Origin of the sequence: Pseudomonas sp. AO-1, from assembly GCF_019775695.1 — a bacterium.
GTDB classification, from domain to species: domain Bacteria; phylum Pseudomonadota; class Gammaproteobacteria; order Pseudomonadales; family Pseudomonadaceae; genus Aquipseudomonas; species Aquipseudomonas parakoreensis.
In genome coordinates this window covers 2,551,532-2,564,322 of the sequence record NZ_CP079947.1, presented here as the reverse complement: position 1 = coordinate 2,564,322, position 12,791 = coordinate 2,551,532, and the positions used below count along the sequence as shown (strand labels likewise).

13 protein-coding genes are annotated in these 12,791 nt (G+C 61.2%); 7 read left to right on the top strand and 6 right to left on the bottom strand.

Annotated elements, in window-relative coordinates; translation table 11 throughout:
* Positions 1-41: 41 nt before the first annotated feature.
* Entirely contained in the window at positions 42-1,088 is a 1,047-nt protein-coding gene (locus KVQ82_RS11935; protein ID WP_041073528.1) for a class I SAM-dependent methyltransferase, read from the top strand.
* A 91-nt stretch (positions 1,089-1,179) separates the two neighbouring features.
* Positions 1,180-2,022 carry an NAD-dependent protein deacetylase gene (locus KVQ82_RS11930; RefSeq protein WP_182401012.1) on the top strand — a complete coding sequence of 281 codons (843 nt, stop codon included), beginning with the start codon at positions 1,180-1,182 and terminating at the stop codon, positions 2,020-2,022.
* A gap of 118 nt (positions 2,023-2,140) precedes the next feature.
* Here KVQ82_RS11930 and KVQ82_RS11925 read toward each other — a convergent pair whose 3' ends face one another.
* Positions 2,141-3,016 (bottom strand): LysR family transcriptional regulator, encoded by an 876-nt coding sequence (locus KVQ82_RS11925; protein ID WP_041073532.1) that lies wholly within the window; start codon positions 3,014-3,016, stop codon positions 2,141-2,143.
* 265 nt (positions 3,017-3,281) lie between these two features.
* Between KVQ82_RS11925 and KVQ82_RS11920 the strand changes: the two genes are divergently transcribed.
* From KVQ82_RS11920 to KVQ82_RS11910, 3 genes are read left to right on the top strand one after another with little or no spacing between them, the layout of a single operon-like run.
* Positions 3,282-3,980, top strand: coding sequence for a CoA transferase subunit A (locus KVQ82_RS11920; protein WP_222018957.1), 699 nt, complete (start codon positions 3,282-3,284; stop codon positions 3,978-3,980).
* A gap of 24 nt (positions 3,981-4,004) precedes the next feature.
* On the top strand, positions 4,005-4,670 hold the full coding sequence (locus KVQ82_RS11915; protein WP_041073534.1) for a CoA transferase subunit B: 666 nt from the start codon (positions 4,005-4,007) through the stop codon (positions 4,668-4,670).
* Positions 4,671-4,681: 11 nt separating this feature from the next.
* A complete protein-coding gene (locus tag KVQ82_RS11910) occupies positions 4,682-5,863 on the top strand; it encodes an acetyl-CoA C-acetyltransferase (protein WP_222018956.1) in 1,182 nt (393 codons plus the stop codon).
* Between the two features lie 195 nt (positions 5,864-6,058).
* Here the strand turns inward: KVQ82_RS11910 and KVQ82_RS11905 are convergent, their stop codons facing one another.
* Complete coding sequence (locus KVQ82_RS11905) at positions 6,059-7,378, bottom strand: Nramp family divalent metal transporter (RefSeq protein ID WP_222018955.1); 1,320 nt, start codon at positions 7,376-7,378, stop codon at positions 6,059-6,061.
* Between the two features lie 144 nt (positions 7,379-7,522).
* Positions 7,523-8,059: a chalcone isomerase family protein gene (locus KVQ82_RS11900; RefSeq protein WP_086792825.1), complete on the bottom strand. Its 537-nt coding sequence runs from the start codon at positions 8,057-8,059 to the stop codon at positions 7,523-7,525.
* Between the two features lie 133 nt (positions 8,060-8,192).
* Here KVQ82_RS11900 and KVQ82_RS11895 point away from each other — a divergent pair, with 133 nt between their 5' ends.
* Together KVQ82_RS11895 and KVQ82_RS11890 are read left to right on the top strand one after the other, a co-directional pair.
* Positions 8,193-8,987, top strand: coding sequence for a hypothetical protein (locus KVQ82_RS11895; RefSeq protein WP_222018954.1), 795 nt, complete (start codon positions 8,193-8,195; stop codon positions 8,985-8,987).
* Between the two features lie 75 nt (positions 8,988-9,062).
* Complete coding sequence (locus tag KVQ82_RS11890) at positions 9,063-9,629, top strand: hypothetical protein (RefSeq protein ID WP_041073542.1); 567 nt, start codon at positions 9,063-9,065, stop codon at positions 9,627-9,629.
* A 3-nt stretch (positions 9,630-9,632) separates the two neighbouring features.
* On the opposite strand, the gene KVQ82_RS11885 is transcribed toward KVQ82_RS11890, so the two are convergent.
* The 3 genes from KVQ82_RS11885 to KVQ82_RS11875 all read right to left on the bottom strand — a co-directional run bounded on the left by KVQ82_RS11885 (position 9,633) and on the right by KVQ82_RS11875 (position 12,628).
* On the bottom strand, positions 9,633-10,349 hold the full coding sequence (locus KVQ82_RS11885) for an alpha/beta hydrolase (RefSeq protein WP_222018953.1): 717 nt from the start codon (positions 10,347-10,349) through the stop codon (positions 9,633-9,635).
* A 175-nt stretch (positions 10,350-10,524) separates the two neighbouring features.
* A complete protein-coding gene (locus KVQ82_RS11880) occupies positions 10,525-11,637 on the bottom strand; it encodes a succinylglutamate desuccinylase/aspartoacylase family protein (protein ID WP_222018952.1) in 1,113 nt (370 codons plus the stop codon).
* Positions 11,638-11,848: 211 nt separating this feature from the next.
* The gene (locus KVQ82_RS11875; protein WP_003226194.1) at positions 11,849-12,628 is read right to left on the bottom strand and encodes an ABC transporter substrate-binding protein; all 780 of its coding nucleotides are present in this window, start codon (positions 12,626-12,628) and stop codon (positions 11,849-11,851) included.
* Positions 12,629-12,791 lie beyond the last annotated feature (163 nt).

The following is a 12,791-nucleotide window of genomic DNA, read 5'->3' as shown; positions in this document are numbered from 1 at the left end:
CAACACCGCCGGACTGTGATCCTGTTTCAGGAGCACATGTGATGGACGAGGCCCGACTCAACGCATTCATGGGCAAACTGGTCAACGACATGGGCGGCGCCGCAATGCTGGCGAACGTCATCGTTGGCGAAGAACTCGGGCTGTACCGGGCAATGGCCGACAGTCAGCCGATCACCCCGCAAGCCCTCGCCGAAAAAACCACCTGCAATCCCCGACTGGTGCGCGAATGGCTCAGCGCGCACGCCGCGTCTGGCTACATGGAACATCACGATGGCCAGTTCCGTCTGCCGGAAGAACAGGCACTGGCACTCGCCGTCGAAGACTCACCGGTGTACGTCGCCGGCGGACTCGGCGTGGTGGCCTCGTTTTTCCACGACAAGGACAAACTGGTCAAAGCCATGCGTGGCAACGGCGCCCTGCCCTGGGGCGATCACCATCCGTGCATGTTCAGCGGTACCGAGCGCTTCTTCCGCCCCGGCTATAAGGGGCACCTGATCGCGGAATGGCTGCCGGCGCTGGACGGCGTGGTGGCCAAGCTCGAAGACGGCGCCAAGGTCGCCGACATCGGCTGCGGCCACGGTGCCTCGACGGTGATCATGGCCCAGGCGTTTCCCAACTCGCGCTTCGTCGGTTTCGACTATCACGCACCGTCGATCACCGTCGCCACTCAGCGCGCGGAAGAAGGCGGCGTCAGCAGCCGGGCGAAGTTCTTCCAGAACACCGCCAAAAGCTACCCCGGTGACGACTATGACCTGATCTGCTATTTCGACTGCCTGCACGACATGGGCGACCCGGTCGGCGCTGCGCGGCATGCGTTCGAATCATTGAAGGACGACGGCACGGTGTTGTTGGTCGAGCCATTTGCCAACGATACGCTGGACGACAATATCAACCCGGTCGGACGCCTGTTTTACGCGGCCTCGACCTTTATCTGCACGCCGAATTCGCTGTCCCAGGAAGTTGGCCTGGGGCTCGGTGCGCAGGCCGGTGAAATGCGCTTGCGCAAGGTGTTTGCCGAGGCCGGGTTCAAGCATTTTCGCCGGGCGACGCAGACGCCGTTCAACCTGATTCTGGAGGCGCGCAAATAAACCACCGCTGTCACCTGTGGCGAGGGAGCTTGCTCCCTCGCCACACGGTTAATGCTAACCTGCGAGCACCGTCCTCCCCGGAGTGCCGAGCATGCTCGACAGCCCGATCCGCGAACACTTCAACACCCTGTGCCAGGCCATGGCCGATGGCGATTTTCTGGTGCTGACCGGCGCCGGCATCAGCACGCCATCGGGCATTCCGGATTACCGCGATAACGAAGGTGTGCGCCGGGGCCGGCAGCCGATGATGTATCAGGAATTTCTTGCTGCCCCCGAATCCCGTCGCCGCTATTGGGCGCGGGCCATGCTCGGCTGGCCCCGGGTGCGCCAGGCGCAACCCAACGCGGCGCATACAGCACTGGCGGATTTGCAGCGCCAGGGACGGATCAGCGCCTTGATCACACAGAACGTCGACACCCTGCATGATCAGGCCGGCAGTCAGGATGTGATCGAACTGCACGGCAGCCTGCACCGGGTGCTGTGCCTGGATTGCGGCCAACGCAGCGCGCGCGATGAGATTCAGCAACGCATGGTCGAGCAGAATCCGTATCTGGCCGGGGTCGATGCGGTGCAGGCGCCGGACGGCGATACCCTGCTCGATCCGGCCTTCGAGGCGCGCTTTCAGACGCCGCAATGTCCGTATTGCGACGGGGAGCGGATGAAGCCGGATGTGGTGTTCTTTGGCGAGAACGTGGCGCAGCCGACGGCGGCGCGAGCCATGGCCGCAGCGGAAAAAGCCGAGGGTTTGCTGGTGGTGGGTTCGTCGCTGATGGCGTATTCGGCGTTCCGTCTGTGCCGGGTGATCGCCGATCGCGGCAAGCCGTTGCTGGCGATCAATCTGGGCAAGACCCGCGCCGATGATCTATTGGATCTGAAGATCGAGGCGTCATGCGAACAACTGCTGCCGTTGCTGGCGCAACACTTATCTACCTGAATGCCGAAAATCCCTGTAGGAGCTGCCGAAGGCTGCGATCTTTTGGCTTTGTTTTTTAGAAGCAAGATCAAAAGATCGCAGCCTTCGGCAGCTCCTACCGGGGTTAAACGTTTGAAGATCAGTGTTCGGCTTTGAGGATGTCGAACAGTGCCTGCGCCGCCGCCGACAGTTCATTGCCTGGCTCGGTCAGCACGCCAATCGCTCGCTCCACCGAATCATTCAAGGTCAGGCAATGCGCGCCCAGTTCGAGCATCTGCTCGGCACACAACGCCGGCACTGCACTCACTCCCAGCCCACTGGCGACCATGCGCCCGACGGTTGCCAGTTGATGGCTTTCGAACTCCACCGGCAGCTTCATGCCCCGCGCCTGCAAGTGTTCTTCGAGCATCACCCGCACTGTCGACGGCCGTTGCAGGGTGATGAACGGTTCCTGCAGCAAGGTCTGCCAGTCGATTTCGCCAAGCCTGGCCAGCGCTGAATCTTGCGGCACCACCGCGACAAAGCGGTCCATGTACAACGGGGTGAACGTCAGCGAGGTGTTCTGCATCGGCTCGAACGCGACACCCAGTTCCACGTGGCGGTCGCGCACCATTTCCAGCACTTGTTCGTTGATCACGTCGTTGACCGTGACATTGACGTTCGGATAGCGCGCGCGAAACGTCTTGAGGATCGGCGGCAACAGGTTGCCGGCAAACGACGGCATCGCCGCCAGCGTCACCCGCCCGCGTTGCAGGCTGAAACGCTGGCGCATTTCGTCTTCGGCGTTGTCCCAATCGGCGATCAGGCGCCGAGCCAGCGGCAGCAGCGATTCGCCCTCGGCGGTCAGCGCCACATTGCGCGTGTTGCGGCTGAACAGCCGCCCGCCCAGCCCCTCCTCCAGCGCCTTGATGGTCAGGCTCAGCGCCGATTGCGACAGGTGCAGACGCTCGCAGGCCACGGCGAAACTCAGGCTCTGGGCCACGGCGAGGAAGGCGCGGATCTGCTTTATCGTCATAATGGATAACGCCCTGTTAGCGATATTGTCGAATAAACGCCGTACCCACTGTAGGAGCTGCCGCAGGCTGCGATCTTTTGATCTTGATCCTAAAAAACAACATCAAAAGATCGCAGCCTGCGGCAGCTCCTACAGGTAACAGTCAAAATTATTGAGTTTTATCTATTAATCAACCTTAAAAATCAACTTAACAAATATATCCTCCAGCGCGACACTCCAGTCATTCGGCTAGCCAGCCGCCCGACAAACAATAAAAGAGGTGCATATGGCAGGTTTCGACAAGCGCGTGAGTTCCTACCAGGAAGCTCTGGCCGGTCTTGAAGATGGCATGACCGTGATCGCCGGCGGCTTCGGCCTGTGTGGCATCCCGGAAAACCTGATCGCCGAGATCAAGCGCAAGGGCACCCGCGACCTCACCGTGGTTTCCAACAACTGCGGCGTCGACGGTTTCGGCCTCGGTGTGCTGCTGACCGACCGCCAGATCAGCAAAGTGATTGCCTCCTACGTCGGCGAAAACAAACTGTTCGAAGAGCAACTGCTCAAGGGCGACATTGAAGTCATCCTGACCCCGCAAGGCACCCTCGCCGAGAAAATGCGCGCAGGCGGCGCCGGTATCCCGGCCTTCTTCACCGCAACCGGCGTCGGCACCCCGGTTGCCGAAGGCAAGGAAGTGCGTGAATTCAACGGGCGCAAGTACCTGATGGAAGAATCCATCACTGGCGACTTCGCCATCGTCAAAGGCTGGAAAGCCGACCATTTCGGTAACGTCATCTACCGTCACACCGCGCAGAACTTCAACCCGCTGGCGGCCACCGCCGGCAAGATCACCGTGGTCGAAGTCGAAGAAATCGTCGAGCCCGGCGAACTGGATCCGTCGCAGATCCACACCCCCGGCATCTACGTCGACCGGGTCATTTGCGGCACGTTCGAAAAGCGCATCGAACAGCGCACCATCCGCAAATAATTCAGGCTGACGGAGAATAAAAACATGGCACTTACCCGCGAACAAATGGCTCAGCGCGTCGCCCGCGAAATGCAGGACGGCTACTACGTGAACCTCGGTATCGGCATTCCGACCCTGGTCGCCAACTACATTCCCGAAGGCATGGAAGTCATGCTGCAATCGGAAAACGGCCTGCTCGGCATGGGCCCGTTTCCGACTGAAGACACCATCGATGCCGACATGATCAACGCCGGCAAACAGACCGTCACCGCGCGCATCGGCGCATCGATCTTCAACTCCGCCGAATCCTTCGCGATGATCCGTGGCGGCCATGTCGACCTGACCGTGCTCGGCGCGTTCGAGGTCGACGTCGAAGGCAACATCGCCTCGTGGATGATTCCCGGCAAACTGGTCAAGGGCATGGGCGGCGCCATGGATCTGGTGGCCGGTGCCGACAACATCATCGTGATCATGACCCACGCCTCCAAGGACGGTGAGTCCAAACTGCTGAGCAAATGCAGCCTGCCGCTGACCGGCGCCGGCTGCATCAAGCGCGTACTGACCGACCTCGCCTACCTGGAAATCGAAAATGGCGCTTTTGTCCTCAAGGAACGCGCACCTGGCGTCAGCGTCGAGGAAATCGTCGCCAAAACCGCTGGTAAACTGATCGTCCCGGATCACGTACCGGAAATGCAGTTCGCTGCCCAGTGAGGAATTCGAAAATGCAAGACGTCGTAATTGTTGCCGCCACCCGCACCGCGATCGGCAGTTTCCAAGGGTCGCTGGCCAGCGTGTCCGCGGTGGATCTGGGCGCTGCGGTGATCCGCCAACTGCTCGAACAGACCGGCCTGGATGGCGCTCAGGTCGATGAAGTGATCATGGGCCAGGTGCTGACCGCCGGCGCTGGGCAGAACCCGGCGCGTCAGGCGGCGATCAAGGCTGGCCTGCCCCATGCCGTGCCGGCCATGACCCTGAACAAGGTCTGTGGCTCGGGCCTGAAGGCCCTGCACCTGGGCGCGCAGGCGATCCGTTGCGGCGATGCCGAGGTGATCATCGCTGGCGGTCAGGAGAACATGAGCCTGTCCAACTACGTGATGCCGGGTGCTCGCACCGGTCTGCGCATGGGTCACGCGCAAATCGTCGACACCATGATCAGCGACGGCCTGTGGGATGCGTTCAACGATTACCACATGGGCATCACCGCCGAGAATCTGGTCGATAAATATGAGATCAGCCGCGAGCAGCAGGACGCCTTCGCCGCGGCTTCGCAGCGCAAGGCCGCCGCAGCCATCGAAGCCGGGCGTTTCGTCGATGAAATCACCCCGATTCTGATCCCGCAGCGCAAAGGTGATCCGGTCGCGTTCAAGGTCGACGAACAACCACGCGGCGACGCCACCGCCGAATCGCTGGCCAAACTGCGTCCGGCGTTCAAGAAGGATGGCAGCGTCACCGCCGGTAATGCTTCGTCGCTGAACGATGGCGCCGCTGCAGTAATCCTGATGAGCGCCGAAAAGGCCAAGGCCCTGGGCCTGCCGGTGCTGGCAAAAATCGCCGCGTATGCCAACGCGGGTGTTGACCCGGCGATCATGGGCATTGGTCCGGTCTCGGCCACCCGTCGCTGCCTGGACAAGGCAGGCTGGAACATCGGCCAACTGGACCTGATCGAAGCCAACGAAGCCTTCGCCGCACAATCGCTGGCGGTGGCCAAGGATCTGCAATGGGATCTGGACAAGGTCAACGTCAATGGCGGCGCCATCGCCCTCGGTCACCCGATCGGTGCGTCGGGCTGCCGGGTGCTGGTGACTTTGCTGCACGAGATGCTCAAGCGTGATGCGAAAAAAGGTCTGGCGACCTTGTGCATCGGCGGCGGCCAGGGTGTGGCGCTGGCGCTGGAACGCGGTTAACCCAGAGGAGCAATACAGGCGGCGGACGGATCCACGACATCCGCCCGCTGTCTGGTTTCATCGCTTTTGTGGCGAGGGGATTTATCCCCGATGGGATGCGCGGCAGCCCCAGAATTTTTCGCCTCGACACACATCTTTGCCAGCGCTTCGCACTGGATCGGGGATAAATCCCCTCGCCACAGGGTGCTTTGAAAGTCACACCACCATCTGCAGAATCAACCAGGCATTCGCCCCACTGATCACCACAAACAATCCCCACGCCAGCACCCGGGTCGGCAGCCGATTCACAAACGGCCCCATCAGTTGTTTGTCGCTGGTCATACGGATCAACGGATACAGCGCGAATGGCAGTTGCAGGCTCAACACCACCTGGCTCAACACCAGCAATTTGCCCACCGCGTTATCGCCCATCAGCCACACGCCAATGAATGCCGGGATCAACGCCAGCCCGCGCGTGATCAAACGCCGCTGCCAGCAGGGAATCCGCAGGTTCAGGTAACCCTCCATGATTACCTGCCCGGCGATGGTCCCGGTGAACGTCGAGCTTTGCCCCGACGCCAGCAACGCGACGCCGAACAGCACACTGGCCAGCGCGCCACCGACCAGCGGGTCGAGCAGATGGTAGGCGTCCTGAATGTCGACCACGTCGGTATGCCCGGACTGGTGAAAAGCGGCCGCCGCCAGAATCAGGATCGCCGCGTTGACCAACAGCGCCAATGCCAGCGAACCGATGGTGTCGATCCGCGCCAGGTTCACCGCGTCCTGCTTGCTGGCCAGATCCTTGCCGATCATCCGCGTCTGCACAATCGAGGTGTGCAGGTAAAGGTTGTGCGGCATCACCGTGGCGCCAAGGATGCCGATCGCCAGGTACAGCGGCGCAGCATCGCTGATCGCCGAGAGCGACGGTTTGAATCCGGCGAACACCTGCGGCCAGTAAGGTTTGATCAGCACCAGCTCAACGAAGAAACACACGCCGATGGTCGCCACCAGCACCAGCATGATCGCCTCCAGCCGCCGGAAGCCACGGTTCTGCAGGGCCAGCACCAGCAACGTGTCGAAGGCAGTCAGGGCAATGCCGAAGGTCAGTGAGCAACCGAGCAACAAGTGAAACGCCAGGGCGCAGCCGAGCACTTCGGCCAGATCGGTGGCGATGATCGAGATTTCCGCCAGCACCCATTGCAGGCGCGCGGTCGGGGGGCTGTAGCGCTCACGGGACAATTGCGCGAGATCACGGCCGGTGGCGATGCCCAGGCGCGAGCACAGGCATTGCACGACCATTCCCGCCAGGCTCGCCAGCAACACCACAAACAGCAGGCTGTAACCAAAACGCGAACCGGCCTCGATCGCGGTCGCCCAGTTGCCCGGGTCCATGTAGCCGATCGACACCAGCAAGCCAGGCCCGGCAAAACGCAGCACGCGTTTGAAGAACGAAGCGCTCGGATCCACCGCGACGCTGCCGGCAACTTCCGGCGGGCAGAACGGCGCAGTGGCGATTTTGGGTAAGCTGAATTTCACGCACACATCCAGAAACAAGTTCGAAAGACGCAGCTTAGACGTTTCAGTTGAACCCTTGAAGAGCAAAAGATCGCAGCCTTCGGCAGCTCCTACACTGGAATGCGTTCCCCTGTAGGAGCTGCCGAAGGCTGCGATCTTTTGACTTTAATGGCTCATGCCCAGTAACTGCTGACGCAACTCGGGGTTACGGGTGCGCGGATCCAGCCAGATATCGAAAAACGCCCGGGCAAATTGCGGATCATCGATTTCATGCTGCAACTGCTGCCCGACAAAAAACCGCGCGCCCTGCCCCGGCAGGTACACGCCGGTAATCCGCGTACCCGCCTGCACATCGACGAACGATTGCTGCATTTGCCCTTGCCACTTGGCCAACTGCGCGGGGCTGACGCCTGAGCCTGCCAGCCGTTTGATTTCATCGACACTGGCCTGCACCAGATCATCGCGCGAGATCTTGCGCCGGTAGATCAGCTCCAGGGCAAAGGGCTGTTCGGTCGACAACGGGCGTGCCGCGCTCCACAACCGGGCGTTGTAGACGTCGAAGCCGAACACACTGAAATCGCCGGTGCCGATGATTTGCGCGCCGGGCACCGCGTCCTGCCAATTGGCCCAGGTCGGCGTGAGTAACAACGCCCACAAGCCGATGCCACAGCACCCACGCAGCAACTTCGAAGGTTTGCTCATCGCCGCCATAACTCCCGCTTGAACCCTGTTAGCCAGAGCATAGCGGATGTCCGCCCGACGCTTTGTATACAATGTTTGTCGATCAACGCACCAATCGGTTACCTTGGCCGTTCCATCCCCGGAGGCCTCCCGCGTGCTGATCCTCAAATTACTGCTGATCCCCGGTTTTCTGCTGCTGATTTCCCTCGCCGGCAAGCGCTGGGGGCCGAGCGTCGCCGGTTGGCTGTCGGGGCTGCCAGTGGTGGTCGGGCCGATTCTGTTTTTCCTCGCCATCGAACAGGGGCCGTCGTTTGCTGCGCAATCGGCGGTCGCGGCGCTGTCGGCGATGTTCGCCATGATCGCCTTCTGCATCACCTACGCGCAGGTGGCGCAGCGGGCGAACTGGCCATGGGCGCTGACGATTTCCCTGGCGGTGTGGGCGGTGCTGGCGCTGGTGTTGTCGCTGATTCCGTCGTCACTGACGTTCTCGGTCGCGGCGGCAGCCACTGCCCTGCTCGCCGCGCCGTACCTGTTCCCCAACGTGCAACCGGTGCTGAACGGTCCGGCGCCGAAGTCGGACAAACTGCTCTGGCGAATGATTGCCGGGGCGGCGCTGACGCTGCTGGTGACCATGCTCGCGAGTACCGTGGGCGAGCGCTGGAGCGGTCTGCTCGCGGTGTTCCCGGTGCTCGGGAGTGTGATGGCGGTGTTTTCTCAGCAGACCCGTGGCCCGGCGTTTACTGCGGCATTGCTACGGGCGACGGCGACGGGCATGTACTCGTTTTCGGCGTTTTGTCTGGTGTCGGCGCTGACCCTGCCAAGCCTCGGCCTCAGCGGTTTCATCGTCGGTGTCGCGGTGTCGGTGGCCATGCTCGGGGTCACCCGCAAACTGCTGGCCCGACCTGTTCCGGCAAAAAACCGTATTCCCGAGGCGGATGCGAACACCTGACAAACCGCGCTGGAATGCCGGGCATGCTCCGTGGGATCATCGCCGCCCTGGCGCGACCATCCCTCGGAGATTCACATGTCATTGCTCAGCAAGAAAGCCGTCGTCCTGTTGCTGGCGGCGGTCGCCGCTCTCGGCGCCCTCAACGCCCAGGCAGCCAAGCCCAAGGAAAAGGCCTCGACCAACAACGTGTCGATGCTCGACGGCAAGTTCACCTTCGTCCTGCCCAAAGGCTTCACCGCCGACCCGCTGCCGGCCGGCCCGACCGGTGCCAAAGGCACGATGTACACCAATCAGGCGACCAAGACCGTGGTCATCGCTGCGGAAAACCAGATCGCCGGTGGCACCAGTGTCAAAGACAACGACAACGAATTTCTCGACGGCAGCCTGGCAAGTTTCATCGATGACCAGCGCAAGGCGCTGCCGGACTTCAACAAGCTCACAGAAAAGAGTCTGACCCAGAAAAGCAGCGGCCTCGGCGTGCGTCAGGTCGACAGCACTGCCACCCAAGGCGGCGGCCAGACACTCAATACCACCCTGCTCGCCGCCTCCGGCAAGCGCATGGCGCTGGTCCAGGTGATTTCCCGAGCCAGCGACAAAAGCGGTCACGATGCGCTGGTGAAAACCATCCTCAAGGACAAGTGATCCCTACGGATTGAGCTGCTGCAGCCAGGCGTTCAAGTCGCGCAGTTCGGCGGAACTGATGCTGTGGCCGACACCGGGATAAGCGTGAAACTCGGGGGTGTAGGCGAGTTTCTGCAGCAGCGCATTGGCTTCGGTGCCGTCGCGATACGGCACTCGATCATCGGCGGTGCCGTGGCCGATGAAGACCTTCAGCGGCAACGGCGGCTGCTCGGTCTTTAGCTCGGTTTTCAACACCGGCAACAGCCGTCCGCTCAACGCCGCAATCCCACCGACCGCCACGGGCGGACGCAGGCCCACTTCGTAGGTCATCATTGCGCCCTGGCTGAAGCCGATCAGGTACACCTTGTCCGGGCTGGCGTGATATTTCTGCGCTGCCTGCGCGACAAACTCCCGCAACTTGCGGCCGCTGGCCTGCAGATCATCGGTCTCACCGTTGTAGGCCCCTTCGCCTTTCTTGCGAAACCACTGGAAACGTCCTTCGCCCAACGCCAGCGGCGCCTGCACCGAGAGGTAGTTGTACTGCGCCGGCAGCTGAAATTTCATACCGATCAGATCGGCTTCGTTACTGCCGTAGCCGTGCAGGAATATCACCAGTGGTCGAGTGTTCGCGTCCGGGTGGACCTGTTCGATGTATTTCAGTGGCAAGTCGCTTTGCAGCGTGGTTTGCGCATGCACGGCGCTGGACGCCAGCAGGGTTAACAGGGCAAACGCCTTCAACATAGAGCCTTCCTTCACAGAGTGTCGGGTTCGGGGCAGCCTAACATTGTCTGAACGCTGGGGTGTCACGGATGCCGCCATCGCTGGCAAGCCAGCTCCCACAGTGATCGGTGGTGTTCACAAAACCTGTGGGAGCTGGCTTGCCAGCGATGAGGCCCGCAAAAACACCGAAGCTTTATCAGTCGTTGATCAGCTTGCCCACCCGAATCGGTTCACGCCCCGCCACTTTGGCCTGCCAGATCCCCGGCTGGGTATAACGCCCACGATCAATCGCAAACAGCACGCCACTGGTACCGGCGCGGACAGTGGTGAGGCGGTCATTCAACGGATCCACCACTTCGAACAGCGCATCGCCCTTCTCCACCCATTCCCCGGCATTACGCAGGAAACTGACCACGCCGTGGTGCGGCGCGAACAGGTATTCGGTGCCTTCGAACGGCATGCCTTCGCAGCATTCGCTCGGTGCCGCCGGCCATTCGCCGCTGATGAAACCCTGCTCGGCGAGAAAGCCGAGAATCGCTTCACAATTGGCCTGCGCCTGATCGACCCGGGTATCGCCCATGCTGCCCAGTTCAAGGGTGGTGGCAAGGTTTGCCGGGGGAATCGCCGCGTTCGGAAACGCCCGCGCCAGACGCAACCAAGGCGATGAGCACGACTCGTCGAACGAACTGCCGCCGGAGTCTTCACACAACAGCGCAACGCCGGCCTGCAGTCGCGCCGCCAGCGATTGCCAGCGCGGCCAGTGTTGCGGCAATGCGTAAATGTGAATAGCCGCGTCGAAATCGCAATGCAGATCCAGAGTGATGTCGGCGTCGCAGGCGTGGCGCAGCAACAAGCGGTGCAGAGCCTCCAGCTGCGAGGCCGGGGCCGGCAACTCATCGAGCACCTGGCCCATGGTTTGCCGGATCAACGCTATGTTGGCCTCGGCATCGCTGCCCAGCCGCTCGCCGATGCGCGCCGCCACTGGCGCGCTGAGTTCGACAAACGCGCGGTTGAAATTTTTCCCGCTGCCCAGCTCGAAGCGGCCCATGTGGCTGCCTTGCAGATGCTGGTCGAGGCCAATCGGGTTGGCCACCGGTACCAGCTCGATCACGCCTTGCAGACGGCCCTGCTGTTCCAGCGCGTTGAGGCGTTGCTTGAGTTCCCACGCGGTGCGCATCCCCGGCAGTTCGTCGGCGTGCAGGCTGGCCTGGATGTACACCTTGCGGCTGCCCGCGCCGTAACGGAAGACGCTGAGGGAACGTTCGCTGCCCAGATGGCTCCAGGGCAGGACATGGTCGATGCGTTGCATGGGAAAACTCCTGCAGTCTGGTAGATCTGGATCGATGAGATCCCTGTGGGAGCGAGCTTGCTCGCGAATGCAATCTGACAGTCAATAAAGATGTTGAATGTTAAACCGCATTCGCGAGCAAGCTCGCTCCCACAGTGAATCTCTATCAGTAGAAAGAGAGCACAAAAAAAGTGGCCACCGCGCAAACGGGACCACTTTTTTCTACAGCGTATTAATGGCCGTACACGTCAAAGTCGAAATACTTGTCCTGGACTTTCTTGTACTCGCCATTGGCGCGGATTTCGGTGATGGCCTTGTTGAATTTCTCGGCCAGCTCGGTATCGCCCTTGCGCACCGCAATGCCGGCGCCGCCACCGAAGTACTTGGCGTCTTCGTAAGTCGGGCCGACGAATTCGAAACCTTTGCCGGCGTCGGTCTTCAGGAAACCGTCGCTGAGGTTGACCGAGTCGGCCAGCATCGCGTCCAGACGACCGGATTTCATATCCAGGTTGGCTTCCTGTTGCGAGCCGTAGCGCACCACTTCAAACCCGGCGTCCTTGGCCATGTCGGTGGCGTAGCGGTCGTGGGTACTGGCGCGCAGTACGCCGACTTTCTTGCCCTTGAGCTCGGTCAGCGGGTCTTTGACACCCGAGCCTTCTTTCATCACGAAGCGCGCCGGGGTGTGGTAGTACTTGATGGTGAAATCGACGTTCTTCTTGCGGTCGTCGGTGATGGTCATCGAGGACAGGATCGCGTCGATCTTCTTCACTTTGAGTGCCGGGATCAGGCCGTCGAACTCCTGCTCGACCCACACGCATTTAACGTCCATCTGTTTGCACAGCGCATCGCCGATATCGACGTCGAACCCGGTGAGTTTGCCGTCAGCGGTTTTCATCGAGAATGGCGGGTAAGCGGCTTCGATTCCCAGACGAATCGGTTTGGCGTCCTCAGCCACAGCAGTCAAGGACAACATCGACAGTGCCAGGGCACCGAACATCACTAGCTTCTTCATTTATTACTCCTGTGTGCGGAGGCTTTTATTGGCAGCTTTCGATTGGCGTTCGGTCATGGCCATCAAGTAGCAAAAACCGAAGTGGACGGCAGTCTATGGCGGCGCGCACAGGGTAAATTGTGTTTAGGCGACAAATACTTACAGAACATCGGCGCACGCGTTG